Here is a 26315-nt window from a genome sequence, read left to right on the forward strand (position 1 = left end):
AATACAAGGGATAAGGGAGTTTTATCAGTGAACGAAATTCAAGATGCAATCAGGCTTGTTGAACATGGTGACGTAGAAAAAGGAATGTCGCTATTAGATAAAATAAAACAAACGGCTCAAGACCCAGAAAAGTTTGAGATCGCAGAAGTCTATTTGAACTGGGGCCACACATCAGAAGCAATGAACCTTTTTAATGAGTTGCTTGAAAAGTACCCTGAAGACGGAGAACTGCTCGTATCCATGGCAGAGTGCTGTTTAGATGAAGGAATGGATGAAAAAGCGATTGAGTATTTAGATCAAGTAAGTGAAGAAGATGATGAATATTTAAGAGCACTTATTCTTCAAGCAGATCTGTATGAAAGTCTTGGACTAACAGAAGTGGCAGAACGTAAGCTTCTAGAAGCGCATCAAAAGGACCAGAAGCATCCTGTACTCGCTTATGCTTTAGGTGACTTTTATTTAAGACAAGGTAAATTTGATTCAAGTTTGCCACTATTAAAAGTAGCGATCGACGAAAAAGCTGAAATTGAAGATGTAACATTAAGATATGCCGAAGCACTAAGCAGAGCTGGTAAGTTTGAAGAATCACTTCCATACTACAGAAAAGGTCTGGATCACCATAAAGATCTATACAGTTTATTTGGTCACGGGGTAACTGCTTTCAAAGCAGGTGAGTTTAAAGAAGCGATCGCAAGCCTTGAAGAACTAAAAGACATGGATCCTGATTATACGACCCTCTATAGTGTACTATCTGAATCCTATGAAGAAGAAGGGGCTTTAACAGAGGCATATGACGTAATCACTGAAGGATTAAAAAGAGATGAACATAACGAAAACATCTATCTGCAGGCTGCAAGGCTAGCTTATAAACTGCACAATCCTGATCAAGGTGAACAGTGGGTAAAACAAGCACTAGAACTCAATCCGACTCTGATCGAGCCACTACTACGGTTAGGAGATCAGTACATTCGTGAAGAAAGATATGAAGATATACTTAGTCTCTACAAGTCACTTGCAGAAACGAAAGAAGAGATTCCTCTCATGTACTGGCATCTAGCTACAGCTAATAAAGAAACGGAAGAGTATAGCGAGGCTGCAAAATGGTTTGATAAAGCATCTCAGTTGTTTACTGAGGACCCGGTGTTCTTAGAAGAGTATGCGTATTTCCTCATCGAGGAAGGAGAGCAGAAGAAAGCGAAGACCATTCTGCAGAACCTTTTAAATCAAAGCCCTGAACGAGATGATATCGAGGATGTTTTAAACAGACTGGAAGAATTTTAAAACTTTCACAAGTGAAGAAGGATTTTACGAGCAGTGAGAGAATATATTTAGTATCAAGATGACGTGTTTTTGAATGATGGGGGGATTGCAATGAGCAGCACCGTTTCGGTCCTTGAAAAAAAGGATTTTATCAAATGGTTCCTTAATCATTATCAGTTAAAGAAGCGCGAATGTGTTTGGTTATTAAACTATTTAGTTAGTGATGACCAACTGATGGAGAAGGTACATTTTGTCGAGAAAGCTGAATATTGTCCAAAGGCCATAATCATGTCAGCTCAGTGCACAGACGGCGTTCCGTTCCGTTTTTACAAACAAAATGTTCTAACGACTGATGCCGAAAAATCATTTCATGACATCCGCTTGAACCAAGAAGAAGAGATCTACCTTGAACTTAATTTTAACGCATCACGTCTGACGCCCGAATACGCTTCTGTATTAGAAGAAAACCCGCATTTGCCCCAAAATATGTCGATGGACAAAAAATACGGCATATGGGCGGAAATGGTATTAGAAAAATCGATTGAAACCTATCGCAAGAACGATATTATGGCGAAGATCGATGCTGCACTAGACCAAAAGGATTATGACAGCTTTACAAAATGGACCAATGAACTAAAAAATTTAGAAAAACAGCCATCCTAGTTGTGTGAAGGCGACTCTTTTGATAGGGTCGTCTTTTTTGTGGGTTATGCGGCTTCTGTGCTAACGCTTGCACCTACGATATTGTCGATCTTGACCATAGAAATATTGCACCCAATCCAAAAATTTAGGCTTTGAATCCACGAGTTTTAGCCTGCAATCCTAAAGTTTGGTCACTTTATCCACGAGTTTTTCGCTTTAATCCGCGAGTCGACATTCCTAGACTTATTTCGACATCTATAAATCTACCTATTTTCTAGACGAAACACCTTGCCAGCTAAACAAATGTGGTACGATAGGAAGCAGTACATACCAAGTAAGGAGATTTTTTTATGAAATGGAAAACACAAGATGCAGACGTATTCTTAAAATCTGGTGAGTATGTGGACTCGATACTAATTCCGTTAACACCAGTTAGTTTCTCTCATGAGTTCAAATCGAGTGTGACGATGTCTGAGTATACGGAGCTGTTAACGTCAGAGATCGAGCGTCAGCTTCATGGCAGGTTGTTTTTATCACCTAATTTTACATATGTTAAGAATGAAGGAGCTCTTGAACGATTAACTAGTTTCTTAGAGCACGTAAAAAACTCGGGACATTTTAAACATATTTTTCTGATGACAAGTGATGTGTATTGGAAGGAGTTCGAACAGCAACTCTCAGGTCAATTGTTTTGGGTACCCGCTCTGCCGCTTGAGACAATGGACGAGAAGTATAAACTTGAAGTGATAAAAGAGCAGGTAAAACCGTTGTTTCAGCTAATTTTCAACGATTGGCAGAGGAGTATAAATTCGTAATATTTACCACATGTCATATTGACATTAAAAGACAACATAAGCTATCATGTTTATGTCCTAGTAATATGTGTGTAAAAGTCCGGATGGACCGTCATTTACAGCATAAGGGGGGGAAAACAATGTCAAAGGAAGATATTTCAAGACGTCAGTTCTTAAACTACACATTAACTGGCGTTGGCGGATTTATGGCTGCCGGCATGCTTATGCCAATGGTCCGTTTCGCCCTTGATCCGATTTTGAAAGAGGGAACAGATCAAGAATTGGTAGCGGTTACGAGCATGGATGAGATCGGGAATGAACCAAAGCGTTTCGATTTTAAAATCAAACAAAAAGATGGCTGGTACGAGTCTGATGTCACTCAATCTGCCTGGGTTTATAAAGCGAAGAATGGTGATATTATCGCACTTTCTCCAATCTGTAAACATCTAGGTTGTACGGTAGACTGGAATACAGATCCATCGCACCCTAACCAGTTCTTCTGTCCTTGCCACTTAGGCCGTTATACGAAGGATGGAACGAATGTTAAGGGAACTGCACCTCTTGCACCGCTTGATGTATATGACAGCCAGGTGAAAGATGGAAAGCTTTATTTAGGAAAGGCAAAACCAAGAAAGGGGGCGTAATGAATGCTACAAAAGATTTATGACTGGGTAGATGAGCGCCTGGATATTACGCCGCTTTGGAGAGATGTTGCAGACCATGAAGTACCTGAACACGTAAACCCCGCACATCATTTTTCTGCGTTCGTTTACTGTTTCGGTGGATTAACTTTCTTCATCACGGTTATCCAAATTCTTTCAGGTATGTTCTTAACGATGTACTATGTGCCTGATATCGTGAATGCTTGGGAATCCGTATATTACCTGCAAAATGAAGTGGCATTTGGAGTAATCGTACGCGGAATGCACCACTGGGGCGCGAGCCTTGTTATCGTAATGATGTTTCTACATACATTGCGCGTATTTTTCCAGGGAGCTTATAAGAAGCCTAGAGAATTAAACTGGGTTGTTGGAGTACTTATTTTCTTTGTTATGTTAGGTTTAGGTTTTACAGGTTATCTATTGCCTTGGGATATGAAAGCGCTATTTGCGACTAAGGTAGGAATTGAGATCGCTATGACGATTCCTGTTATTGGTCCGATTGCAAAAACATTCCTTGCCGGCGGAGAGATTATTGGAGCACAGACGCTCACGCGTTTCTTTGCGATTCACGTATTCTTCCTTCCTGCAGCATTGTTAGGCTTGATGGGTGCCCATTTCTTAATGATCCGTAAACAAGGTATTTCCGGACCGTTGTAAGAACAAACATAAGATTAAAAGTTTCATAAGAGCAAAGGAGGGAAATATATGCATCGCGGTAAAGGAATGAAGTTTGTCGGTGACTCTCGTGTCCCTGCTGAACGCAAGCCGAATATTCCTAAAGACTATTCGGAGTTTCCAGGAAAAACGGAAGCGTTCTGGCCAAACTTTCTTTTAAAAGAATGGATGGTAGGAGCCGTATTCTTAATCGGATACCTCATCCTAACAATCGTCCATGAATCTCCTTTGGAGAAAAAAGCAGATCCTACCGATGCTGGATATATTCCTCTACCAGACTGGTACTTCCTATTTCTATACCAGCTTCTGAAGTACAAGTATGCGGCAGGGGATTATGTTCTTATCGGTACTGTTATTATACCGGGTCTAGCGTTTGGTGCTTTAATGCTTGCACCATTCTTAGACAAAGGGTTGGAGCGACGTCCTTCTAAACGTCCGATCGCAACTGGATTAATGTTATTAGGTTTGATCTCTGTTACATATCTAACATGGGAATCTGTTGTGACACACGATTGGGAAAAAGCGAAGACTCAAGGTAAGATCGTCGATGTTAGTTTTGATGAAAACGATCCTGGATACAAGATCTACCAAAAACAGAGCTGTGTAGGCTGTCATGGTAACACGTTGTCAGGTGGAGCTTCAGGACCATCGTTGGTCGGTACAGGATTAAAGCCTGAAGAGATCATGAAGATCGCAAAAGAAGGTAAGCCACCAGCTATGCCTCCGAATGCGTTTAAAGGTTCAGATAAAGAGCTAAAACAATTAGCTGAGTTTATCTCAAAACTTGAAAAGAAATAATAGATAGAAGCCGGCTCAGTATGGGTCGGCTTCTTTTCTGAACATCGTAATAAAAGGAGCATGTGATTATGTCCTGGATTCGAACGATCATCATGGATCGAATGTTTTTATTAATATTACTTCTGATCAACATACTTGGCACGATCTACGGTTATTATTGGTACCTTTATCAGCTTCAAGATACACCTTGGTACTTTTTACCTTTCGTGCCAGACAGTCCGACAGCATCTTTGTTTTTTGTTTTTGTCATCATCGGCTTTTTGAGAGATAAGCAACACGGGTTAATCGAGGCATTAGCGGTGGCATCACTTTTTAAGTATGGTATATGGGCAGTAGGGATGAATCTTGGCGGTGCTCTTGTTGGGACGCCTCTTGATCTTATCAATTATATGCTTATCTTTTCACACCTCGGTATGGCAGTTCAAGGAATATTATATGCGCCGTTTTATAAGATCAAGGGTTGGCACGTAACCATCGCAGCACTCATCCTATTTCATAACGAGATCATCGACTATGTGTTTGATATGATGCCGAGGTATGACATTCTAGATCCTTATCAAGATCTGATCGGATACTTGACCTTCTGGTTATCTGCGCTGTCGATCTTCATTGTTTGGAAGATGAGAAAAGCGTGAGTACGCTCTAAATCCGTAATTCTAGGTCTATCCTTGTCCTAGCTCTCATACGTTTTAAGTATAAGGGTACAGGAGGGACAACGGATGAGAAGGTTTGGATGGGCATTGATGGTTCTTTGTATGGTTTTCGGACTTGCTATGCCAGCATTTGCATCAAATCATACAAAAACAAAAGAATGGTCTGAAATCAATGAGCTAACGAGTGAGATCTGGGAGCTTGGTAAGATAGAACGGTATGAAGAAGCTGCGGGAGTGTTACAGTTTACTTCAGCCAACATCATTCATATAGAAGATGTCTTGTCCTTGAGGCCAGAACAGAAGCGTCTCGTTGAGTATACGTTTAGAGATGCCGTGTCTTCTCTTCAGAATCCCGAATGGTCGAAGGAAAAAAAGCTAAACAAGCTTACAGAGGTTCGTTTATTAGTAGATGCCCTTCAGACCGACTATGAACCGTTATGGAAGAAAACAGGTCTGATGATGCTCGAGCCGTTTATCACGATGGAAAAAGGAATCAGCGAGGACGATTCTGTGGCGTTTCATCAGGCGGCAAACCTCTTACTAGAACGGTACGAAACGGTCAGACCTGCACTCATGGTCGACCTGAAAGATGAAGATCTAGAAAAGCTCGATGAACACGTTTCTTACGTTGATACGAACCGCAGTCAGATTCTATCGAATGCCGATCATCAAAAACAGCTTGAAACTGCTGCTGCAGACTTTGAAGCACTGTTCTTTGCAAAAAAAGACAACTCGGAGCCATCGCTTTTTTGGCTAATATTTTCAATCGGTGGCATCATATCATCAACACTAGCTTACGTTGGATGGAGAAAATACAAAGGTGATCAGCAAGATGGCTTAAGAGTACCGGATAAAAGATAATGGGTCATGAGTCATGCGTATTCTTTGACAAACTGTGAGCTGAAAACGTAAAATGTGACTATCAAAAGCTTTTTATATGGAGGAATGCCAACGATGGGTGGATTTTTAATCTACTTCGCAATTTTGCTTATCGTTCCAATCTGGGCACAGATGCGAGTGAAAAGCACGTACAAAAAGTATTCAAAAGTGAGTAACAGCACAGGTAAGACGGGTGCTGAAGTAGCAAGAGAGATTTTAGACCAAAACGGACTCTACAACGTTCAAGTTGAGCCAGTGAGAGGGATGTTATCCGATCATTATGACCCTCGTAGTAAAGTGGTTCGTTTATCTGAAGATAACTATTACGGAAGTTCGATTGCAGGTGCAGCCGTTGCAGCCCACGAAGTAGGGCATGCGATTCAAGATGCTGAAGGGTATGCGTTCTTACGCTTCAGACATGCGTTGGTTCCTGTAGCTAACATCGGATCTAACTTTTCGTTTCTATTGATTCTTGGTGGTATGCTTTTAAGCTCAATGAACCTGTTCCTTCTTGGGATCATCTTCATGTCAGTAGCTGTATTGTTTCAGTTCGTTACACTTCCGGTTGAGTTTAATGCAAGCTCTCGTGCGATGGACCAGATCGTTTCAACAGGTCTGATCCGCAACAATGAAGAGCGAGGAGCACGTAAAGTACTAAATGCTGCTGCATTAACTTATGTAGCTGGTGCTCTTGTGGCGTTGCTAGAACTAGCACGATTCATCTTCATGTTCTTAGGGATGAACCAAGACGACTAATTCTAAACTAACAGTAAAGCTCCCGATACGTAATCGGGAGCTTTTTTTCTATCTACCTATCGGATTCTTATCGGCATCTAGTGTAAAACCTTCGCCGATGACTTCATGAACATCATTTACGGTAACGAAAGCATGCGGATCGATACGTTCGATCACTTGCTTGATGCGGACGATCTCGTTCTTAGCGATTACGCAGTACAGCACTTCACGAATATTCCCTGTAAATGAACCTTTACCGTTTAAGATCGTCGCTCCACGGTCTAGTTCTTTAATAATATCTGCTGCGATCTCGGTATTTTTATCTGAAAAAATCATGACCGCTTTACCAGCATATGCGCCTTCTTGCATAAAATCGATCACACGTGCACCGATGAATACAGCAACAAGTGTGTACATCGCTTCTTTATAGTCTAAGTATACGAGAGAGATCGCGATAACAACGAAATCAAAGATGAACATCGTCTTACCCATGCTCCAGCCTAAAAATTTATGTCCGAGTCTTGCGATGATATCCACTCCGCCAGTCGTCCCACCAAAACGGAAGATGATGCCAAGTCCGACTCCGATAAATACACCAGCAAACAAAGCGGCAAGTGTCATATCTTCCCTCAGATTGATCGTAACGAATGAGAAGCGCTGAAAGATAAACAAAAACACAGACACGGCTACGGTTCCGATAATTGTATAGATAAAGGCGTTTCTTCCTAGCAATTTCCATCCGACAAAGAACAATGGAATGTTGAGCGCAAGGTTAGAATAAGAAGGATCGATCGAGAAAAGAAAATAGAGAATAAGCGTAATCCCTGTAAAACCACCTTCTGCCAAATTGTTCGTCATGTTAAAATGAACGATTCCGAATGAAAAGATGGCTGCGCCAAGTAAGATGAACAAAATATTTTTTAGTTTGATTGGATAAGTCATAAGGAGGCCTACTTTCTAAAAAAATACTCCAGTTGTTTTTAGTCATGCCTTCCTATTATAAGCGAAATTTCATGAAATTTGTCAAACAGAAAAAATACCGATAACATATAGAAGACTAATATTGAATGAGGAGTGTCAACATCATGGCCAATCGTACATTAAAAGAGAGTCAGGACGTTGTAGATCAATACATATCACAGTTCAAAGAAGGCTATTTCAGTCCTTTAGCTATGCTTGCACGATTAACTGAAGAACTAGGTGAACTTGCTCGTGAAGTGAACCACCACTATGGTGAGAAACCGAAGAAATCAACAGAGGATAAGAAGACAGTAGAAGAAGAACTTGGAGATATGTTCTTCGTTTTGATCTGTCTGGCGAATTCATTGAATATAGATCTGGATGATGCGTTAAAAACCGTTATGAATAAGTTTGAAACTCGCGACAAAGACAGATGGACAAAAAAAGAAGGAGAGACGACACATGAATAATATTCGTATCATACTTGCGGGACCACGAGGAAAGATGGGGCAAGAAGCGTTGAAGATGATCGCAGAAACTCCTCATTTTGAACTTGTGGCAGCGGTAGATTCAAAAAATGACGGACTTCAAGTAAAAGATCTTTTAGGTGCACCTCAGTCTTTAGAAGCACCTGTATACGATGATATGGAAAACTGTCTTGCTTCTATTGAAGCAGATGTCGTTGTCGATCTTACTCGTCCAGATATCGGCAAAAAACACCTTGAGTTAGCCCTTAACAAAGGTCTGCGCACGGTGATCGGAACAACTGGTTTTTCAAACGAAGACCTAGAGCGTCTAAAAGCTCTCGCTGAAGATAAACAAACAGGAGCTATCATCGCGCCAAACTTTGCGATCGGTGCAATTTTAATGATGAAATTTTCCCAAATGGCAGCGAAATATCTTCCTGATATCGAGATCATTGAAAAGCATCATGATCAAAAGCTGGATGCACCGTCAGGAACGGCATTAAAAACCGCACAACTGATCACAGAAGTGAGAGAAGAAAAGAAACAAGGTCATCCCGATGAACAAGAAGATCTGAAAGGAGCTCGAGGCGCTGAACTAGAAGGGATCCGTATTCATAGTGTAAGATTACCAGGACTGGTCGCTCACCAAGAAGTTATTTTCGGAGGTGAAGGTCAAGTATTAACGATCCGTCACGATTCTATGAACAGAACGTCCTTCATGCCTGGTGTTCGACTTGCGGTAGAAAGTGTAATGAACATTGAAGGTCTTGTATACGGCCTTGAAAATATTATGGAATAAGAGGGGATACTATGAAGATAGCTCTTATTGCGCACGATAAGAAAAAGAACGATATGATTAATTTTACCGTCGCATATGCACCGATCCTTAAAGATCATACCTTGTTTGCGACAGGAACGACAGGATTTAAAATAAATGAAGCGACGGGGCTTGATATTAAACGTTTCAAATCCGGCCCTTTAGGTGGCGATCAACAGATAGGGGCTATGATCGCAGAAAACGATCTTGATCTTGTCTTGTTTTTCAGAGATCCGTTGACCGCACAGCCTCATGAGCCAGATGTTTCAGCATTGATGCGTTTATGTGATGTGTATCAGATTCCGCTCGCAACCAACGTGGCTTCAGCAGAACTTTTTATTCGTTCACTTGAACGAGGAGATCTGGATTGGAGAAAAATAATAGATGAAAGAGAGTCAGAGAAAAAATGAACGTTGAAAGCTGGCTTGCTTTTGGCGCTCATTCCGATGATGTTGAGATCGGTATGGGAGCTACGATTAAAGCAGAAACAGATAGAGGCCGTGACGTGATCATCTGCGACTTAACAGAAGCAGAACTATCATCAAACGGCACCGTAGACATACGAAAAAAAGAAGCAGAAAGAGCAGCTGGGATTTTAGGAGTTACAACAAGAAGTAATCTTCAGTTGCCTGACCGTGGATTATATATGAAAGAAGAAAATATTTTAAAGCTGGTTTCCGTCATTCGTGAGCATAAACCACAATATGTGTTCGCTCCCTATTGGGTGGATCGTCATCCAGATCACGGAAACTGTGCACGTCTCGTAAAAGAAGCGGTCTTTTCTGCCGGTATTAAAAATATTCAAGACCCGAAACGCCTTTTAGCGCACAAGGTAAATAACATATTTTATTACTTCATCAATAGTGCAGAAAGACCGCAGTTGTTTGTAGACGTTACCGATTCTTATAGCGCGAAGATCGAAGCACTGAAAGCTTATCCATCACAATTTGTAAAAACGTTAGAAAGTATCGATACACCACTCACGAACGGTTATATCGAACGAGTCGAATCCCGTGACAAACTGTTTGGTCTTGAAGCAGGTGTCAGTTATGCAGAAGGGTTCATACCAGAACAAACGTATATCACTAACCATCTATAAGGAGAAAGTCTATGACGTTAAAAATCGGCATCACCTGTTATCCGACCGTAGGCGGATCAGGGGTGGTTGCGACAGAACTAGGAAAACTATTAGCTGAAAAAGGACATGAGATCCATTTTATTACATCTAGTGTTCCTTTTCGTCTAGGAAAATTCTATCCGAACATCTTCTTTCATGAAGTGGAAGTGAACCATTATTCTGTGTTCAAATACCCGCCTTATGACCTGGCTTTAGCGAGCAAGATGGCGGAAGTAGCAAAACGTGAAAAACTTGATCTTCTTCATGTTCATTATGCAGTACCTCATGCGGTATGTGCGGTATTAGCGAAACAGATGCTAAACGATGAGATGAAGATCGTCACTACCTTGCATGGAACAGATATTACGGTCCTCGGCTACGATCCTTCACTAAGTGAAATGATTAAGTTCGGCATCGAGAAATCAGATGTAGTCACTTCGGTTTCTCATCAATTAAAAGCAGATACGTTAGAGTTGTTGAATATCGACAAAGAGATTATCCCTGTACATAACTTTGTAGACGAAAGAGTGTATTACAGAAGAAGTAATAATGCTGAACTAAGAGAAACATATGGAATCGATGAAAACGAAAAAGTCATCGTTCATATCTCCAATTTTAGAAAAGTTAAAAGGTTAGAAGATGTGATTAAGTCGTTCGCCTTAATCCGAAAAGAGCTTACTTCAAAGCTGTTGTTGATCGGAAACGGTCCAGAACTAACGACGGCATGTGAACTCGTGCGTGAGCTGGATATTGAAGATGATGTACTGTTCTTAGGTAAACAAGAGAATGTCGGCGAATTGTTCTCGATCTGTGATTTGAAGCTCCTTTTGTCTGAAAAAGAAAGCTTTGGACTCGTTCTGTTAGAAGCGATGGCATGCGGTGTACCTGTAATCGGGACGAAGATCGGTGGAATTCCAGAAGTCATCGTTGATGGTGAGACAGGGTTTATGGTCGAGTTAGGGCGTCCAGAGTCGGTAGCAGAAAAAGCGATCGCTCTGTTAAAGGATGAAGAAAAATTAATGACGTTTAGAGAAAATTCAGTAAGACATGTAAAAGAAAACTTCTTATCTGACAAAATCGTCTCCATCTATGAAGATATCTATTATTCATTGTTAGAGGATCGTTCGGTATGAACCAGATGTTCGAAAACGCTCTGCCGGTATTAAAGAGGTTAGAAGAAGAAGGCTACAGCGCTTATTTTGTTGGCGGTTGTATACGTGACCTCTTACTTCAGCGTCACATCAAAGATATCGATATTGCGAGTTCCGCTAGACCAGAAGACGTCCAGAGGATTTTTCCAAAGACGATTCCGGTCGGTATTGAACATGGAACAGTTATCGTGAGACACGACTCTGTGTCTTATGAAGTTACAACGTTTAGAAAAGAAGATGAATACAAAGATTACAGAAGACCTTCAAAAGTGTGGTTTGTAGATGACCTGAAAGAAGATCTTTCTAGAAGAGATTTCACCTTTAATGCGATGGCGATGGATACTTCTTTTCAGGTGATCGATCACTTTGGAGGACGAGATGATCTTGAGCACAAGCAGATCCGAACGGTTGGCGATCCGAATCTCCGTTTTTCTGAAGATCCACTTCGGATCATGAGAGCGTGGCGGTTTATGAGTGTATTTGACATGACGATCGAAAGAAAGACCATCGATGCGATCAAAGATAAAGCTCATCTGCTGAAGCGTATCTCTACAGAACGAATTGCGATCGAATTCATCAAACTGCTTCAAGGGGAACAAGCGGGTAATGTTCTCGAATATATGAAGAAAACCTCTGTTTTAAATCACTTGCCTACTGAGCTGCAGGAAAAACAGAACGATAGCTATCAAGAATTCGAGTGGAACAGGTTAAAATCCGATGACCAACGATGGACAGCGATCTTGTTATTATCTGATGTGAGTGATGTTAGATCATTCTTGAAAAGTTGGAAACTTCCTAATCACATGATTAAAAAAGTTGCCGAGTTGAAGGCAGCTTTTGAAATCGATTCTTGGAGCAAGTTGGATTTATACCGCTATGGCTTAGAGGTCGCATTATCAAGCATAACGTTAAAAAGTGCGATGGAAAAGAAAGATTATGCTCATCTGAAGGAACGACTTCATCAGCTAAATAGCGAGATTCCGATCATCTCAAGAAAAGATATTCCGCTAGATGGCGAGGATTTGTTAAAGATCACTCAACGTGAGCCAGGTGTCTGGTTAGGTAAGCTCCTAGAAGAGATGGAGAAAGAAATCGTTGAGGGTGAACTATCACTCGACACAGCCGCACTAAAGGATTGGGTAAAAAGGTGGGAGCCATGATGAAAGAAGCATTGTTGCACATGCTTACAGAGCAAGAAGGAAAGTTTGTTTCGGGTCAAGAGATCTCAAACAGACTGGATTGTTCAAGAACAGCGATCTGGAAACACATTTCGGAACTTCGTAAGAGTGGCTATACGATTGAAGCGGTTCAAAAGAGAGGATACCGATTGGTCACGTCACCAGATGCGGTAACCGCAGAAGAGGTTTCGTTATATACAGGTAACGGAACGTTCGGAAAGAAGATCACATACAGAGAATCTTTAAATAGCACCCAAGAGATCGCTCATGCTCTTGCTCGAGATGGTGCGGTCGAAGGAAGCATCGTACTCGCAGACGAACAGACGGGTGGCAGAGGAAGATTAGGAAGAGCGTGGCAGTCTCCTAGGGGGACAGGAGTTTGGATGAGCTTGATTTTAAAGCCTAATATACCTCTTCAAAAAGCACCTCAGCTGACATTGCTTATCGCGGTAGCCGTTTCAAAGGCCATTGAAAAAGTGTCAGGCATCGAAGCAGCGATCAAATGGCCGAACGACATCTTGATCAGCGGAAAAAAGGCAGCTGGAATTTTAACAGAACTTCAAGCGGAAGCGGATTCCATTCATTCGGTCATCGTCGGCATCGGGATCAACGTGAATCAAGAACGAAACCACTTTTCGGATGAGATCAGAGAGATCGCTACAAGTCTAGCCATTGAAGGCGGACAAACATACAAGCGAGCTGAAGTGGTGGGTGTGCTTCTTCAAGAGATCGAAACCCTATACAATCAATATTTGGAGAACGGGTTTGGTGTGATCAAGCTGTTATGGGAATCTCGTGCGTTCAGTTTAGGAAAACGAATTACAGCAAGGTCGATAACAGGAGCCATCACAGGTTATGCAAAAGGAATCACTGAAGAAGGTGTGCTGCTTTTAGAAGACGATCATGGCGTCGTACATTCCATCTATTCAGCTGATATCGAATTTCCTTCTACTTAAGGAAAGTCCGTGATAAAATAAAGTTGTAGGCGGTATCCGTGTGGAACTGCACTAATCTTGTCTAGTTTTGACCACAAACCTTATATCTGCCTAGATCCAAATTTCGGACCGGGACAGAGGGAGCAAACACTAAAAGTCTAGGATTTTTTCCTATGCCTTCTTCCTCTATTGGAAAGAAGGTTTTTTGCACTTCTGGCCCTGTTAGAGGCATTTTTCTGTTATGCAATGTTGCTTTTGAGAGATGTTGATTTTCGCTCCAGGTTGCTCGCTTTCCGCGGGGCGACCGGTGAGCCCCTTGCCGCTTCGCGCCATTAAGGGTCTCACCTGACCGCTCGTCCCGCAGGAGTCTCGCACCTTGCGCTTCAATCAACTTGCTGTGATGACTTAGGTTAGGTTCATAAAGCAATAACCATTGAGAAAGAACCTATCAAAAGACATCGAAAACAACATTGTATGCTATGGAAAAAGTCAAACCAAAAACAGGGAGGCTTTATGATGAAAACGACGAAAAGTTTTCTTAAGATGAAGAGAGATGGCGAAAAGATCACGATGGTAACGGCTTATGATTATCCGACTGCGGTGATCTGTGAAAAAGCGGAGATGGATCTTTTGTTAGTCGGAGATTCTCTTGGCATGGTCGTGCTAGGGTATGATTCAACGATTCCCGTGACGATGGAAGATATGATCCATCATACGAAAGCGGTAAAGCGCGGCGCGCCAAATACATTTATCGTGACGGATATGCCGTTCATGACGTATCACGGTTCGATCGATGAGACGCTCAACAACGCACGAAGAATCCTACAAGAAAGCGGTGCTTCTGCAGTCAAAGTAGAAGGTGGAAAGCAGATTGTTCAGACCGTTGAACGATTGACGGATGCCGGCGTTCCAGTCATGGGACACCTTGGTCTCACACCTCAGATGGTAGGTGTGATGGGTGGTTATGGTGTTCAAGGAAAAGAAGAAAGAGATGCAGAGCGACTGATCGAAGAGAGTCTGTTACTTGAAAAAGCTGGTGCTTTCGCGATCGTTTTAGAATGCGTTCCGCAGCAACTGGCAGAGATCGTAACAAAAAAACTAAGAATTCCTGTTATCGGAATCGGTGCAGGTAAACAAACCGACGGGCAGGTCCTTGTCTACCATGATATGATCGGTTACGGTTTCCACCACGTACCGAAATTTGTGAAAACCTACGGAAATGTGAAGGATGTCATGGTCGAAGGGCTTTTAAAATATAAAGAAGACGTAAGAACAGAGCAGTTTCCAGAAGAACGTCACAGCTTTAACATGAAAACTGAAACGCTTGATTCGCTATACGGAGGAGTACAATCGTGAAACAGATCAATTCTATCAAAGACATGCAAAAACTGATCGCTGAAGAAAAAAGAGCGGGAAAAGTAATCGGATTCGTACCTACGATGGGGTATCTGCATGACGGCCACCTATCCTTGATCGAACGTGCGAAGAAAGAATCTGATGTGATCGTTGTCAGCATCTTTGTTAATCCGTTGCAATTCGGACCGAACGAAGATTTTGACAGATACCCTCGTGACCTTGAGCGTGATCAGAAGTTGGCATTAAAAGCGGGAGCAGATGTGCTATTTTTCCCAGATACGAAAGAGATGTACCCTCAAGAATCAGTGGTTACGGTTTCTGTTAACAAACGAGTAGATGTGTTATGCGGGGAAAGTCGAGAAGGTCACTTCGACGGTGTGGCGACAGTACTAACGAAACTGTTTCATATCGTTTCCCCCGACTACGCTTATTTTGGATTGAAAGATGCACAGCAAGTGGCTGTGATCGAAGGGCTTGTTGAAGACTTTAACTTCCCGATAAACGTGATCGGGTGTGAGACGAAGCGTGAGGCTGACGGTCTTGCGATGAGTTCTAGAAACGTTTATTTGTCTGATAAGGAAAGACAAGAAGCGGTACATCTTAGTAAATCTCTTATAAAAGCGAAAAAATGGCTTTTAGAGGGTGATAGTGGTGAGACCGAACAAAAGATGATAAAATACTTGGAGGAACATACGAGTGGTGTTGTTGATTATTGCAAGATTCTTTCGTATCCTGAACTTCTTCCTCCTACACCCCAATCGAAAAAGTTGATCATAGCTGTAGCTGTAAAATTCAGCAAAGCGCGTTTGATTGATAATGTCCTCTTAGACAACATTTTAAGTAGAGAAGAAAGCGAGGAAGAAACATGTTCCGTACGTTAATGAAAGGCAAGATCCACCGTGCTACGGTGACTGAATCCAATTTAAACTATGTAGGCAGCATCACGATCGATGAAGATATTTTAGATGCTGTTGATATGATTCCGAACGAAAAAGTTCAGATTGTAAATAACAATAATGGTGCGCGTTTTCAAACGTATATTATCCCTGGAAAACGAGGATCTGGTGTGATGTGTCTAAATGGCGCTGCAGCACGTCTCGTGCAAGAAGGGGATGTTGTTATTGTTATTTCCTACGGAATGTATGATGAGACCGAAGCAAGACATCATGTACCGAAAGTTGCGATTATGGATAAGAACAATCGTGTACAAGAGATGCTCGGAGTTGAACCTGAGGCTACTATTTATTAATTCGATATAAACGAGCCACAGGGGAATGAGGTGAAGGCTATGACACGGCGATTTGTCGTTATCGATTTTGAAACAACAGGAAATTCAGCAGCAAAAGGAGACCGAATTATCCAGATTGGTGCGGTCGCCGTTGAGGCAGGACAGATAACGGACAGATTCTCAACGTTCATCCAGCCAGGCGTTCCCATCCCCCCATTTATTGAGCAATTGACGGGCATCAACGATGAAATGGTGAAAGATGCCCCGTTGTTTGAAGAAGTGGCACCAAAGCTCCTTCAGATGTTAGAGGGAGCTTATTTTGTTGCCCATAATGTGATGTTTGATTATTCGTTTCTGCAAGGTGAACTCGACCATGCTGGCTATTCGCGGCTATCCATGCCGCTGATCGATACGGTTGAGATGTCAAGACTGCTTTTGTTAGGAGCAGACGGCTACCAGCTAGGGATGCTTGCTGATTATTTAGGGTTAGAGCACCTTAATCCGCATCAAGCTGACAGTGATGCAGAAGTAACAGCGAAACTCTTGATTCATCTATTAGAAAAGCTAGAAAATCTTCCGCTCGCAACACTTGAAAGGCTTACCCCTTTTCTAAAGAAACTTCAAAGTTCTTTAGAAAGCATCGTAGGGGATATGATTGCGGAGAAATCAGCTTTTTTAGCAGATGAAGAGACATATGATTTTTATCGTAAGCTCGCTCTTAAAAAGAGACCGGATTTTGAACAATCTTCAGATGATGATTTTACAGAGATTAAAGATGAAGAAGTTCATGATCAGCTTCAGCAGCATATGCAGCATTATGAAGTGCGAAAAAGTCAGCAGAGAATGGTAGAACTCGTGGACGAGGCGCTTCATACGAATCAGCACCTTGTGATTGAGGCGGGAACCGGTGTAGGAAAATCACTCGGTTATCTCATACCGGGTATACGACATGCGAAGGAAAAAGACCGCCCACTTGTCGTTTCCACACACACAGTCCAACTGCAGCAACAGCTGTTAGAACGCGATGTTCCTCTCTTAAAGAGGATCATGCCGTTTGATTTTACAGCGACTCTTCTTAAAGGAAGAAATCATTATCTATGTTTAAGAAAATTTGAACATACGCTAATGGATCATCACGATGACAACTACGATATGAACTTCACAAAAGCGCAACTTATCGTATGGCTTACAGAAACGGAGACAGGCGACGTAGAAGAACTGTCGATGGCATCAGGCGGAAAGCTGTTTTGGAACACGGTTAAAAGTGATGCCAATTCTTGCTTGAACCATAGATGTCCTTGGTTCTCTAGATGTTATTATCACAAGCAGCGGAGAGCCGCGCATGAATCAGATCTTGTGATCACGAACCATGCATTGTTGTTTACCGACTTAAAGTCTGATAATCAACTGTTGCCAGCATATAAAGAAGTCGTCTTAGATGAGGCGCATCATGTAGAAGAAGTCGTGAGCGATCATTTTGGAAAAGAAACCGATTATTTTTCATTCGTTAAGCTCCTAGACCGTCTATCTCAGACGGATGGCGACGGAATGATGAATACGTTTAGGGAGATCTGTGATCTTCTTGAGGTCCCAAAATACGAACATCATCTCGCTAATTGGGATTCGTTATTTTCTGATGTGAAGAATGAGCTTGATGAGATCTTCAAGCAGATCAAGACAATCTGTCTAAAAAAAGCTAAATCATCTCGATCTACAGAGTTAACGAAATTAACGCTTCGTTATACGAAAGAAGATATCGAAGCAGCCGCTTGGGAACCAGTCCTTGAGATGGAAGCACGAGCACGTCAGTTTATGGGTGATCTTGTGAAGCCTGTAAAACGTGTGTTAAAGAGCTTTGATCAATATGAAGAACATTTAACAGTCCAGCAAAAAGGTTTCTTAGTCGATCTAGAAGGCATCTTAAACGATCTTCAGGATGAGATGACAGATCTTCATCACTTGTTGTCTTGCCCGTTATCGGAAGAAGTGTACTGGATGGAAGCAGAGTCAAAAGGCCCGAGACACGCGGTTACACTCTACGCGAAGCCGGTTGAGATCGATCAGATTCTAGCGGATAAGTTCTTTGGTAAGAAGAGCTCGGTCGTGCTCACTTCTGCGACGATGAGTGTAAAGAACAGTTTCCGGTATTTGAGTGAGAGACTTGGACTTTTAGACTTCGGTCCGATCAGCGCACAGCTGCCTTCACCGTTTCAATATGAACAACAAGCGAAGCTGATGGTGCCTACAGACATTCCGCTCATTAATGAAGTGGATCAGAAAACGTTCGTTAAAAAAATCTCGTCCTCTCTGTACGAGATCGCAAAAGTAACGAAAGGACGCATGCTCGTTCTGTTCACCTCCTACGAGATGTTGAGAGAGACACACGGAGCGTTTAAAAGCTTGATGGATGCCGAAGAGTTCGTATTGATCGCACAAGGCGTTGATTCTGGAAGCCGGGCGCGTCTTACAAAGAACTTCCAACGATTTGATAACAGCATCCTGTTTGGGACGAACAGTTTTTGGGAGGGAATCGATATCCCGGGTGACGATCTTTCTTGTCTCGTGATCATCCGATTGCCGTTCACACCACCTGATCAACCAGTGATGGCCGCGAAAAGTGAGAAGTTAAAAGCAGAAGGGGGAAATCCGTTCTACGATCTTTCCCTTCCGCAAGCGATCATACGCTTTAAGCAAGGCTTCGGCAGATTAGTGAGAAGCAGCCGAGATAAAGGAGCCGTGTTCGTGTTCGACCGAAGAATGATCGAGACGAGATACGGAAAATCCTTCATTCAATCACTGCCAAAGCTGCCAGTATCGATCAAACCGATCGATGAACTCGTGGCAGAACTGGATGATTGGATGGAATAGGAGGAAAGAAGAAGCAGATTTTTTGCTTCTTCTTTTTTTTGGCTGATTTCGTATTCATTGTTGTTTTTGAAAGTAGTTGATTTCCGTTGCAGATGCTCGCTTTCCGCGGGGCAGGCGGTGAGCCACATTCGTACGTTTCCGTATAAGTGTCTCACCTGCCCACCTTTAGAGGTTTCTTGCTCCTGCGTCTACAAGTTAATACTACGTAGTAAGCTTCCTCGTCGCATGCCTTGCAAGAAGTGTCTCATGTGGTAGGCACGCACCTTCCACTACAATCAAAAAGTCAAAGAAGGAAGAAAAATAACTCAAAAGCAACAATCTTTTAGAAAACAGCCTTTTTTTGCCCTTATCTCATGTTTCATGCAGAAAAGTGGGGAAGGAGGACTCTTTCTCCCTTTAACGAATCAAATACATCATAAAATATTTAGAAGGAGTTTTCTGTATGATTCGTGAAGCTGAAAAAAGGGATAAAGATAAATTGATTGAACTTTACCGGATGTTAGTGCCGAATAGTAAGAAGATGAATGTTAGAGAAGAACAGATCGAGACAATCAGGCGTGATCGTAACAATTTTTTATTTGTTTATGAGGAAGATGGAGAACTGATAGGGACATTGACACTAAACATATGCCTGCAAGCATTGCATGGTTATCAACCTTACGGAGTCATTGAAAATATTATCGTACGTGAAGGTTTTCGTGGTCGAAATATAGGCAAAAAACTATTACAACATGCAGAAAAGTACTGCCTTTCAATCGACTGTCACAGAATCATGCTTTTGAGTAGTTCAAAGCGAGACAGAGCTCATCAGTTCTTTGAACGAGAAGGCTTTGATGGATCGGTTAGTAGAGGCTTTAAAAAATATTTGTAGGCATGAACTTTAGAACAATCATCTCTTTCTACCAGAGATGATTTTCTTTTTGAAACCAAATAGATACGTTTTTGGTTTTTTGAGGCGTTTTTTGGCTCTTTATATGTTCCTAATAATAACCAAACAAACTTGGTGCATTGCTTTTTTGTTGAAAAACAAGCTATCCCCATTTGGCATGTATCTTGCAATAAATATAATGAATTTTCAAAAATTATTATAGATTCTCTTGTAGAAGTAGCTTTTTTGAAGAGAGATCTCTATGAATGGAGGAGAAATAATCCTTGAACAAAAAATGGATGTCTGTAACGTTGGCTTTGACACTTGGTTTATCTCTAACTACCTCATCGATTAGTTTCGCAAAGAAAAAGGAAGATTTGAAAGGAAACCTCGTGATTGCTGGAGGAGCTTTAGGTAGTAGCAATAAGGATGTTTATAACGAATTTATCAGTTTAGCAGGAGGTAGGAAAAAGGCAAAGATCGGTATCATACCCGCAGCAAGCAGTTCTTTAAAATCGTCACAAAGCTTTAAAAAAGATCTCATTACATATGGTCTAAGTGAACATCAGATCGAGATCGTTCCTCTAGCGAATCAAGATTTCAGCGGCACACCTGAAGATGAATCAAAATGGAGAAAAAACGCACACAGCAAACGAATAGCAAATAAGATTGAGAATTTTAGTGCGATCTGGTTTGTTGGTGGAGATCAACTTCGGATTACAGATACATTAGTAAAACCGAACGGGCATCGGACAAAAGCGTTAGATGCTATTTGGAAGATGTATAGGGAAGGCGGTGTCATAGGAGGAACTAGCGCTGGTGCGGCCATCATGAGTGATGTGATGATTACAGGTGGTGACAGCTTAGGTGCGCTAAACAATAAGGTTGCTATGAAGAGTAATCCTAATTCAAATAAAGAATACGAACCATTGCATCTTGAAGAAGGGCTCGGATTTTTCAAGTATGGCATTGTCGATCAGCATTTCGATGAACGGGCACGTCTGGGGAGATTGGTGATGACCGCTCTAAATGAAAAAACGAAGAATCAATTTGCTTACGGTATAGATGAAGATACGGCGCTTATCGTGAACAACAAACAGCAAACAGTTAAGATAGTCGGAAGAAGTGGCGTTTCTGTTGTTGATGTTAGTAAAGCAAAGGTCACAGACCTTGATAAAGCTCATTTTAAAGATGTTTATATCAGTCACCTCGTTTCAGGTGACTCCTTAAATGTTTCTACGAAAGAGTTTTTCATAAGCGATCATAAAGATGAAACGAATGGATATGAATACTATGAATTTAAGCCGCTCGATGCAACAGGCTTATTTACTTCTTACGGAAGGATGAAAGAATATCTCTCGTATTCTTTGATCGATAATTCGACAACTGATGCTGTAAAGAGTTACTTATACGATTCTCTAGGCAACGGCTTTCAGCTTCAGTTTAGAAAAACAGAGAACACGAAAGGCTATTGGGGTTATAAAGATGGACAAAAAGACGATTATTCGTTTACAAATGTCGCATTTGATGTAGAGCCCAAGAAAGTGAGTTTTACAGAAAATAAGGATGCATTCTCTGAGTACAAGCATTCTACGTTTAAAGCTCCCGTCATCGACCGTTCAAGACCGGTCAAAGGGAGCCTGTTGATCGCAGGAGGTTCATTAGGAAGCACGAATGCAGACGTTTATAAAAAGTTCATTGATCTAACCAAACATAAAGAGAATTCTAAAGTGGGAATCATACCGGCTGCAAGCTCTAGCTTGACTTCATCCGTAACGTTTAAAGAAGATCTCGTTCGCTACGGAATGTCAGCAGCGCACATCGAAATTCTACCTCTCTCTGTAACGAATGACAAAAAAACACCTGAGGATGAGTCCAAATGGGCGGAAGTAAATAAGAATAACGAAGATCTTGCCCAAAAAGTAGAGCAATTGGATGCCGTTTGGTTTGTAGGTGGTGATCAAACCAAGATTACAGATTCACTGCTGAACGAAGACGGATCAAATTCTAAAGTCTTAGATGCCATCTGGGAAACGTATAGAAATGGAGCAGTACTTGGTGGAACAAGTGCAGGTGCAGCGATTATGAGTGATGTCATGATCGCGGGAGGTGGAAGCTACGATACACTTGCTTCTGGTTTTACAGAAACGTATGACGGAATGCTTCAGCAAGAAGGGGGTCCAGGGTATTTAGAACGTGGGCTTGGTTTCTTTGAGTATGGAATCGTGGATCAGCACTTTGATAATAAAGCACGTCTTGGAAGATTGATTGCTGTCTCTAATGAAAAAGGAAATCACAATAATCTTTCTTATGGTATTGATGAAGATACAGCTCTCGTCGTCTACAATAATCAGAAAAAGGCAGAAGTTGTAGGTAGAGGAGGGGTAACCTTAGTTGATCTATCAAAACAGGTAAAGAGTCCGGAACTCGGTCAAAGTCAGTTCAAGAATATTAAGCTATCCTGGATCAATCAAGGAGATGTGCTCGATCTTACAACAAAAGAGATTTCAATTAACGAGAAAAAAGACAGTACAACAGGTTATGAGTATTATGAGCACAAAGTGCCGCCACATTCAGGCGTCTTAAGTGCTCATGGCGTTCTAAACAGATTCATTTCTTACAATCTAGTTGATAATGCTGAAGCGGCGAGTGTGAAAAGTTACAGCTTCAGCGATAACAAAGGTTTTGAGTTGAACTTTAGAAAAACAGCTGAAACAGAAGGATATTGGGGATATACGGACGGTCAAAAGGATGATTACTCTTTTGTAGATGTATCTCTTGACATAACGCCTGTACATGTAAAGATCGATTAATTGAATCCTGTCATTACCTTTTAAAACCGATCAGGCAAAAATCTGGTCGGTTTGATCTTGTTTCGGCCTTTTTCACGGATTCTAAAGTACCTTTTTCACCGATTTTCTGCTATAGTAAACAAGGAAAAGATTGATGTAAGAGGAGGAAGAACCGTGGAAAGCAAAATTGAAGTTCTTTCGACGCTAAAGGTGGACAAGTCGAGTGACTTGTATAAAGTAGTATCTGAACTGAACAAAACATTAAAGCATCAAGATTTAATGTTTGGGCTCGCGTTAGATGACGATAATAAAAATAAGATGATTTTTACGATCTATCGCACATAGGAAGGCTTAAATATGGGGAAAAAGTGGATACTTGTTGTTATTGGCATTCTAATCTTAGCAAGCTGGCAAGCTTATTATCTGTTTAATGGTGTTCAAGCAAAGCCCGCTAAGAAAGAAGCAGAAGCGGTTGAGATCGCTAAGAAAGAAGAGGACCTCGTTTCTATTACGAATGTGGATCACTTTTATAAGAATGAGACGTATTATGTAGTAGAAGGTAAGAACAAAAAAGGCACAAACAAGATCGTTTGGGTCGATAAAGACAAAAAGGTCACCTCTTTGAACGCGAAAGAAGGACTTACAGAAAAACAGATCTTGAATTATGTGAAACAGAACCACGATGCGAAGACGATCGTCGACAGCCGTCTCGGTATGGAAGATGGCATTCCATTATGGGAAGTGGTCTATTATGACACGAAGGACCGTTACACCTACTTTTATGGGTATTTTGAAAGTGGTGAGCGATACGAGATCTATCGTCTGAAAGAATCAGATCAATAGAAATCAGATGAATAAAAAAGTGGAGGGATTTAGTAGTATGAAGCTTGCAAAACGTGTGGAGGCATTAACTCCTTCAACAACTCTCGCAATCACAGCAAAGGCAAACCAATTAAAGGCAGACGGGCACGATGTAATCGCACTTGGTGCAGGTGAACCTGACTTTAATACACCGATACATATTATTGAAGCGGCTTATGAGTCTATGAAAGAAGGACACACGAAATATACAGCTTCTGGCGGTCTTTTGTCACTAAAAAAAGCGATCGTGAACAAGCTGAAGCAAGATCAAGGGTTAACGTACGAACCGTCTGAGATCATTGTAAGTACAGGAGCGAAACATTCGTTGTACTCTCTGTTTCAAGCAATCCTTGATGAAGGAGACGAAGTGATCATCCCGATACCATATTGGGTGAGCTATCCTGAACAAGTGAAACTAGCTGACGGTACGCCAGTTTACTTGGAAGGAAAAGAAGAGAATCAATTCAAGATCACGGCAGAAGATCTGAAAAAAGCGATCACCAAACAAACGAAAGCACTTGTATTGAACTCTCCAAGCAATCCGACTGGGTCACTTTATTCAGCTGAGGAACTGCGTGCGATCGGAGAAGTATGCTTAGAACATGATGTGTTGATCGTGTCTGATGAAATCTATGAAAAGCTAGTTTATGGCGGAGTAAAACACACGTCGATTGCTGAACTATCACCTGAACTGAAGAAACAGACGATCATCATCAACGGTCTATCCAAATCTCATGCGATGACAGGTTGGAGAATCGGTTTTGCAGCAGGTGATGCTAAGATTATTAAAGCGATGACGAACTTAGACAGCCATAGTACATCGAACCCGACAACAACCTCTCAATATGGTGCACTTGCAGCATACAACGGGACTCAAGAACCTGTTGAAGAGATGCGTCAAGCGTTTGAAGAACGTATGAACAAAGTGTACGACCGTCTGATCACGATTCCTGGTATCACATGTGTTAAACCGAACGGAGCGTTCTATCTCTTCCCGAACGCAACAGAAGCGGTAAGTATGACAGGATTTAACTCTGTTGATGAGTGGGTAGAAGCTCTTTTAGAAGAAGAAAAAGTAGCTTTAGTACCAGGTTCAGGATTTGGTGCGCCTGATAACGTGAGACTTTCTTATGCAACGAGCCTTGATACGATCATGGAAGCTTTAGATCGCATCGAACGTTTTATCAACTCAAAACGCAAGTAATGATTGATTTTTAGAAAGTTCTCCTTCATAATTTTTTTGGTAGATATTGATAACGTACAGTGGAGGTACATGTAGTGAAAACAACGATTAATAAGCTTAGTGAACACGTAGGCAAGACCGTAAAGATCGGTGCTTGGCTCTCTAATAAGCGTTCTTCAGGTAAGATCGCTTTCTTACAGCTTCGTGATGGATCTGGATTCGTACAAGGTGTTGTCGTAAAGAGTGAAGTTGGAGATGAGATCTTTGCTAAAGCAAAAGGTCTTACGCAAGAATCTAGTCTTTACGTAACGGGTACGGTTAAAGAGGACGAGCGTTCAGCTCTAGGCGTAGAACTTGAAGTAACAGATGTTGAAGTACTTCATCAAGCAGTTGACTACCCGATCACACCGAAAGAACACGGAACAGAGTTCTTGATGGACCACCGTCACCTTTGGATACGTTCTAAGCGTCAGCACGCGATCCTAAAGATCCGTAACGAGATCATTCACGCTGTGAACGAGTTCTTCTACAACAACGACTTTGCAAAAGTGGATCCTCCAATCCTTACTGGAAGCTCTGCTGAAGGGACAACTTCATTGTTCCACACGAAGTATTTTGAAGAAGATGCGTATCTTTCTCAAAGTGGACAACTCTACATGGAAGCGGCAGCGATGGCACTTGGAAAAGTATACTCGTTCGGTCCGACGTTCCGTGCAGAAAAATCAAAGACTCGTCGTCACTTGATCGAGTTCTGGATGATCGAACCTGAGATGGCATTCGTGGAACACGAAGAATCTCTTGAAATTCAAGAACAGTTCATCTCACACATCGTTCAATCTGTGATCACACGCTGTGAAAATGAGCTGAAGACACTTGGACGCGATATCTCTAAGTTAGAGAACGTAAAAGCGCCTTTCCCTCGTGTTTCTTATGACGATGCGATCAAGATGCTAAAAGAAAAAGGGTTTGACGATATTGAGTGGGGAGACGACTTCGGTGCGCCGCACGAAACAGCGATCGCGGAAAGCTTCGACAAGCCCGTCTTCATCACGAACTATCCGAAAGACATCAAAGCTTTCTACATGAAGCCAGACCCGAACCGTGAAGATGTTGTACTGTGTGCAGACCTTATCGCTCCAGAAGGATACGGAGAGATCATCGGTGGAAGTCAGCGTATCGATGACCTTGCCCTTATGGAACAGCGTTATGAAGAGCACGGATTAACAGACGATGCTTACAAATGGTACCTAGAACTTAGAAAATACGGAAGCGTTCCTCATTCAGGATTCGGTCTTGGATTAGAGCGTACAGTAGCATGGATCTCTGGAGCAGAGCACGTTCGTGAAACGATTCCATTCCCACGTCTATTGAACCGTCTATATCCTTAATTAATTTTAAAAATCTCCCTTTTGCAGGGGAGATTTTTTGTGTTATAA

Annotated in this window: 27 protein-coding genes; 26 read left to right on the plus strand and 1 reads right to left on the minus strand. The window is 41.8% G+C overall.

The window, feature by feature from the left end; all coding sequences use genetic code 11:
- Positions 1–27 precede the first annotated feature (27 nt).
- The 9 genes from ACFS5O_RS11965 to ACFS5O_RS12005 all read left to right on the plus strand — a co-directional run bounded on the left by ACFS5O_RS11965 (position 28) and on the right by ACFS5O_RS12005 (position 7119).
- Positions 28–1281 carry a tetratricopeptide repeat protein gene (locus tag ACFS5O_RS11965; protein ID WP_205726680.1) on the plus strand — a complete coding sequence of 418 codons (1254 nt, stop codon included), beginning with the start codon at positions 28–30 and terminating at the stop codon, positions 1279–1281.
- A gap of 90 nt (positions 1282–1371) precedes the next feature.
- A complete protein-coding gene (locus ACFS5O_RS11970) occupies positions 1372–1923 on the plus strand; it encodes a ReoY family proteolytic degradation factor (RefSeq protein WP_205726679.1) in 552 nt (183 codons plus the stop codon).
- A gap of 329 nt (positions 1924–2252) precedes the next feature.
- A complete protein-coding gene (locus ACFS5O_RS11975; RefSeq protein WP_205726678.1) occupies positions 2253–2717 on the plus strand; it encodes a YpiF family protein in 465 nt (154 codons plus the stop codon).
- Positions 2718–2836: 119 nt separating this feature from the next.
- Positions 2837–3340: a Rieske (2Fe-2S) protein gene (locus ACFS5O_RS11980; RefSeq protein ID WP_205726677.1), complete on the plus strand. Its 504-nt coding sequence runs from the start codon at positions 2837–2839 to the stop codon at positions 3338–3340.
- Positions 3341–3343: 3 nt separating this feature from the next.
- The gene (qcrB, locus tag ACFS5O_RS11985) at positions 3344–4015 is read left to right on the plus strand and encodes a menaquinol-cytochrome c reductase cytochrome b subunit (RefSeq protein WP_066395634.1); all 672 of its coding nucleotides are present in this window, start codon (positions 3344–3346) and stop codon (positions 4013–4015) included.
- A 48-nt stretch (positions 4016–4063) separates the two neighbouring features.
- Positions 4064–4831: a menaquinol-cytochrome c reductase cytochrome b/c subunit gene (locus tag ACFS5O_RS11990; RefSeq protein WP_066395632.1), complete on the plus strand. Its 768-nt coding sequence runs from the start codon at positions 4064–4066 to the stop codon at positions 4829–4831.
- A 68-nt stretch (positions 4832–4899) separates the two neighbouring features.
- Positions 4900–5466, plus strand: coding sequence for a lipoprotein heptaprenylglyceryl N-acetyltransferase LhaT (gene lhaT, locus ACFS5O_RS11995; protein WP_205726676.1), 567 nt, complete (start codon positions 4900–4902; stop codon positions 5464–5466).
- 84 nt (positions 5467–5550) lie between these two features.
- Positions 5551–6345, plus strand: a complete 795-nt coding sequence (locus tag ACFS5O_RS12000) for a sporulation protein YpjB (protein ID WP_205726675.1) — start codon at positions 5551–5553, stop codon at positions 6343–6345.
- A gap of 93 nt (positions 6346–6438) precedes the next feature.
- Complete coding sequence (locus ACFS5O_RS12005) at positions 6439–7119, plus strand: zinc metallopeptidase (RefSeq protein ID WP_205726674.1); 681 nt, start codon at positions 6439–6441, stop codon at positions 7117–7119.
- A gap of 48 nt (positions 7120–7167) precedes the next feature.
- Here the strand turns inward: ACFS5O_RS12005 and ACFS5O_RS12010 are convergent, their stop codons facing one another.
- On the minus strand, positions 7168–8040 hold the full coding sequence (locus ACFS5O_RS12010) for a YitT family protein (protein ID WP_066395624.1): 873 nt from the start codon (positions 8038–8040) through the stop codon (positions 7168–7170).
- A 143-nt stretch (positions 8041–8183) separates the two neighbouring features.
- Between ACFS5O_RS12010 and ACFS5O_RS12015 the strand changes: the two genes are divergently transcribed.
- The 17 genes from ACFS5O_RS12015 to asnS all read left to right on the plus strand — a co-directional run bounded on the left by ACFS5O_RS12015 (position 8184) and on the right by asnS (position 26267).
- Positions 8184–8528, plus strand: a complete 345-nt coding sequence (locus ACFS5O_RS12015; protein ID WP_066395623.1) for a nucleotide pyrophosphohydrolase — start codon at positions 8184–8186, stop codon at positions 8526–8528.
- Positions 8521–9324 (plus strand): 4-hydroxy-tetrahydrodipicolinate reductase, encoded by an 804-nt coding sequence (dapB, locus tag ACFS5O_RS12020; RefSeq protein WP_205726673.1) that lies wholly within the window; start codon positions 8521–8523, stop codon positions 9322–9324. Before ACFS5O_RS12015 ends, dapB begins: the two co-directional genes overlap by 8 nt.
- 11 nt (positions 9325–9335) lie before the next feature.
- Positions 9336–9752: a methylglyoxal synthase gene (gene mgsA, locus ACFS5O_RS12025; RefSeq protein WP_205726672.1), complete on the plus strand. Its 417-nt coding sequence runs from the start codon at positions 9336–9338 to the stop codon at positions 9750–9752.
- A complete protein-coding gene (bshB1, locus tag ACFS5O_RS12030) occupies positions 9749–10441 on the plus strand; it encodes a bacillithiol biosynthesis deacetylase BshB1 (RefSeq protein ID WP_205726671.1) in 693 nt (230 codons plus the stop codon). The genes mgsA and bshB1 overlap by 4 nt, the downstream gene beginning before the upstream one ends.
- Before the next feature lie 11 nt (positions 10442–10452).
- Positions 10453–11592, plus strand: a complete 1140-nt coding sequence (gene bshA, locus ACFS5O_RS12035) for an N-acetyl-alpha-D-glucosaminyl L-malate synthase BshA (protein WP_205726670.1) — start codon at positions 10453–10455, stop codon at positions 11590–11592.
- A complete protein-coding gene (locus ACFS5O_RS12040) occupies positions 11589–12770 on the plus strand; it encodes a CCA tRNA nucleotidyltransferase (RefSeq protein ID WP_205726669.1) in 1182 nt (393 codons plus the stop codon). Before bshA ends, ACFS5O_RS12040 begins: the two co-directional genes overlap by 4 nt.
- The gene (locus tag ACFS5O_RS12045; RefSeq protein WP_205726668.1) at positions 12758–13744 is read left to right on the plus strand and encodes a biotin--[acetyl-CoA-carboxylase] ligase; all 987 of its coding nucleotides are present in this window, start codon (positions 12758–12760) and stop codon (positions 13742–13744) included. The genes ACFS5O_RS12040 and ACFS5O_RS12045 overlap by 13 nt, the downstream gene beginning before the upstream one ends.
- 495 nt (positions 13745–14239) lie before the next feature.
- Positions 14240–15079, plus strand: a complete 840-nt coding sequence (panB, locus tag ACFS5O_RS12050) for a 3-methyl-2-oxobutanoate hydroxymethyltransferase (RefSeq protein ID WP_205726667.1) — start codon at positions 14240–14242, stop codon at positions 15077–15079.
- Positions 15076–15960 carry a pantoate--beta-alanine ligase gene (panC, locus tag ACFS5O_RS12055; protein ID WP_205726666.1) on the plus strand — a complete coding sequence of 295 codons (885 nt, stop codon included), beginning with the start codon at positions 15076–15078 and terminating at the stop codon, positions 15958–15960. Before panB ends, panC begins: the two co-directional genes overlap by 4 nt.
- The gene (panD, locus tag ACFS5O_RS12060) at positions 15945–16328 is read left to right on the plus strand and encodes an aspartate 1-decarboxylase (protein ID WP_205726665.1); all 384 of its coding nucleotides are present in this window, start codon (positions 15945–15947) and stop codon (positions 16326–16328) included. Before panC ends, panD begins: the two co-directional genes overlap by 16 nt.
- 39 nt (positions 16329–16367) lie before the next feature.
- Positions 16368–19175, plus strand: coding sequence for an ATP-dependent DNA helicase DinG (dinG, locus tag ACFS5O_RS12065; RefSeq protein ID WP_205726664.1), 2808 nt, complete (start codon positions 16368–16370; stop codon positions 19173–19175).
- Positions 19176–19617: 442 nt separating this feature from the next.
- Entirely contained in the window at positions 19618–20046 is a 429-nt protein-coding gene (locus tag ACFS5O_RS12070; RefSeq protein ID WP_205726663.1) for a GNAT family N-acetyltransferase, read from the plus strand.
- Positions 20047–20327: 281 nt separating this feature from the next.
- Positions 20328–22856 carry a cyanophycinase gene (locus tag ACFS5O_RS12075; protein WP_205726662.1) on the plus strand — a complete coding sequence of 843 codons (2529 nt, stop codon included), beginning with the start codon at positions 20328–20330 and terminating at the stop codon, positions 22854–22856.
- A gap of 153 nt (positions 22857–23009) precedes the next feature.
- Positions 23010–23180, plus strand: a complete 171-nt coding sequence (locus ACFS5O_RS12080) for a YpmA family protein (protein WP_082861427.1) — start codon at positions 23010–23012, stop codon at positions 23178–23180.
- A gap of 12 nt (positions 23181–23192) precedes the next feature.
- On the plus strand, positions 23193–23678 hold the full coding sequence (locus ACFS5O_RS12085; RefSeq protein WP_205726661.1) for a cell wall elongation regulator TseB-like domain-containing protein: 486 nt from the start codon (positions 23193–23195) through the stop codon (positions 23676–23678).
- A 37-nt stretch (positions 23679–23715) separates the two neighbouring features.
- Positions 23716–24900, plus strand: a complete 1185-nt coding sequence (locus tag ACFS5O_RS12090; protein WP_205726660.1) for a pyridoxal phosphate-dependent aminotransferase — start codon at positions 23716–23718, stop codon at positions 24898–24900.
- Positions 24901–24974: 74 nt separating this feature from the next.
- A complete protein-coding gene (gene asnS / locus ACFS5O_RS12095) occupies positions 24975–26267 on the plus strand; it encodes an asparagine--tRNA ligase (RefSeq protein ID WP_205726659.1) in 1293 nt (430 codons plus the stop codon).
- Positions 26268–26315: the final 48 nt, after the last annotated feature.

It is taken from the genome of Fictibacillus nanhaiensis (genome assembly GCF_042686385.1).
In the GTDB taxonomy this organism is placed as follows: domain Bacteria; phylum Bacillota; class Bacilli; order Bacillales; family Fictibacillaceae; genus Fictibacillus; species Fictibacillus nanhaiensis.

Coding starts and splice junctions, on each gene's coding strand:
- ACFS5O_RS11970 (WP_205726679.1), top strand. CDS start 1,372: ATGAGCAGCACCGTTTCGGTCCTTGAAAAAAAGGATTTTATCAAATGG.
- ACFS5O_RS11975 (WP_205726678.1), top strand. CDS start 2,253: ATGAAATGGAAAACACAAGATGCAGACGTATTCTTAAAATCTGGTGAG.
- ACFS5O_RS11980 (WP_205726677.1), top strand. CDS start 2,837: ATGTCAAAGGAAGATATTTCAAGACGTCAGTTCTTAAACTACACATTA.
- qcrB (WP_066395634.1), top strand. CDS start 3,344: ATGCTACAAAAGATTTATGACTGGGTAGATGAGCGCCTGGATATTACG.
- ACFS5O_RS11990 (WP_066395632.1), top strand. CDS start 4,064: ATGCATCGCGGTAAAGGAATGAAGTTTGTCGGTGACTCTCGTGTCCCT.
- lhaT (WP_205726676.1), top strand. CDS start 4,900: ATGTCCTGGATTCGAACGATCATCATGGATCGAATGTTTTTATTAATA.
- ACFS5O_RS12000 (WP_205726675.1), top strand. CDS start 5,551: ATGAGAAGGTTTGGATGGGCATTGATGGTTCTTTGTATGGTTTTCGGA.
- ACFS5O_RS12005 (WP_205726674.1), top strand. CDS start 6,439: ATGGGTGGATTTTTAATCTACTTCGCAATTTTGCTTATCGTTCCAATC.
- ACFS5O_RS12010 (WP_066395624.1), bottom strand. CDS start 8,040: ATGACTTATCCAATCAAACTAAAAAATATTTTGTTCATCTTACTTGGC.
- ACFS5O_RS12015 (WP_066395623.1), top strand. CDS start 8,184: ATGGCCAATCGTACATTAAAAGAGAGTCAGGACGTTGTAGATCAATAC.
- dapB (WP_205726673.1), top strand. CDS start 8,521: ATGAATAATATTCGTATCATACTTGCGGGACCACGAGGAAAGATGGGG.
- mgsA (WP_205726672.1), top strand. CDS start 9,336: ATGAAGATAGCTCTTATTGCGCACGATAAGAAAAAGAACGATATGATT.
- bshB1 (WP_205726671.1), top strand. CDS start 9,749: ATGAACGTTGAAAGCTGGCTTGCTTTTGGCGCTCATTCCGATGATGTT.
- bshA (WP_205726670.1), top strand. CDS start 10,453: ATGACGTTAAAAATCGGCATCACCTGTTATCCGACCGTAGGCGGATCA.
- ACFS5O_RS12040 (WP_205726669.1), top strand. CDS start 11,589: ATGAACCAGATGTTCGAAAACGCTCTGCCGGTATTAAAGAGGTTAGAA.
- panB (WP_205726667.1), top strand. CDS start 14,240: ATGAAAACGACGAAAAGTTTTCTTAAGATGAAGAGAGATGGCGAAAAG.
- panD (WP_205726665.1), top strand. CDS start 15,945: ATGTTCCGTACGTTAATGAAAGGCAAGATCCACCGTGCTACGGTGACT.
- dinG (WP_205726664.1), top strand. CDS start 16,368: ATGACACGGCGATTTGTCGTTATCGATTTTGAAACAACAGGAAATTCA.
- ACFS5O_RS12070 (WP_205726663.1), top strand. CDS start 19,618: ATGATTCGTGAAGCTGAAAAAAGGGATAAAGATAAATTGATTGAACTT.
- ACFS5O_RS12085 (WP_205726661.1), top strand. CDS start 23,193: ATGGGGAAAAAGTGGATACTTGTTGTTATTGGCATTCTAATCTTAGCA.
- ACFS5O_RS12090 (WP_205726660.1), top strand. CDS start 23,716: ATGAAGCTTGCAAAACGTGTGGAGGCATTAACTCCTTCAACAACTCTC.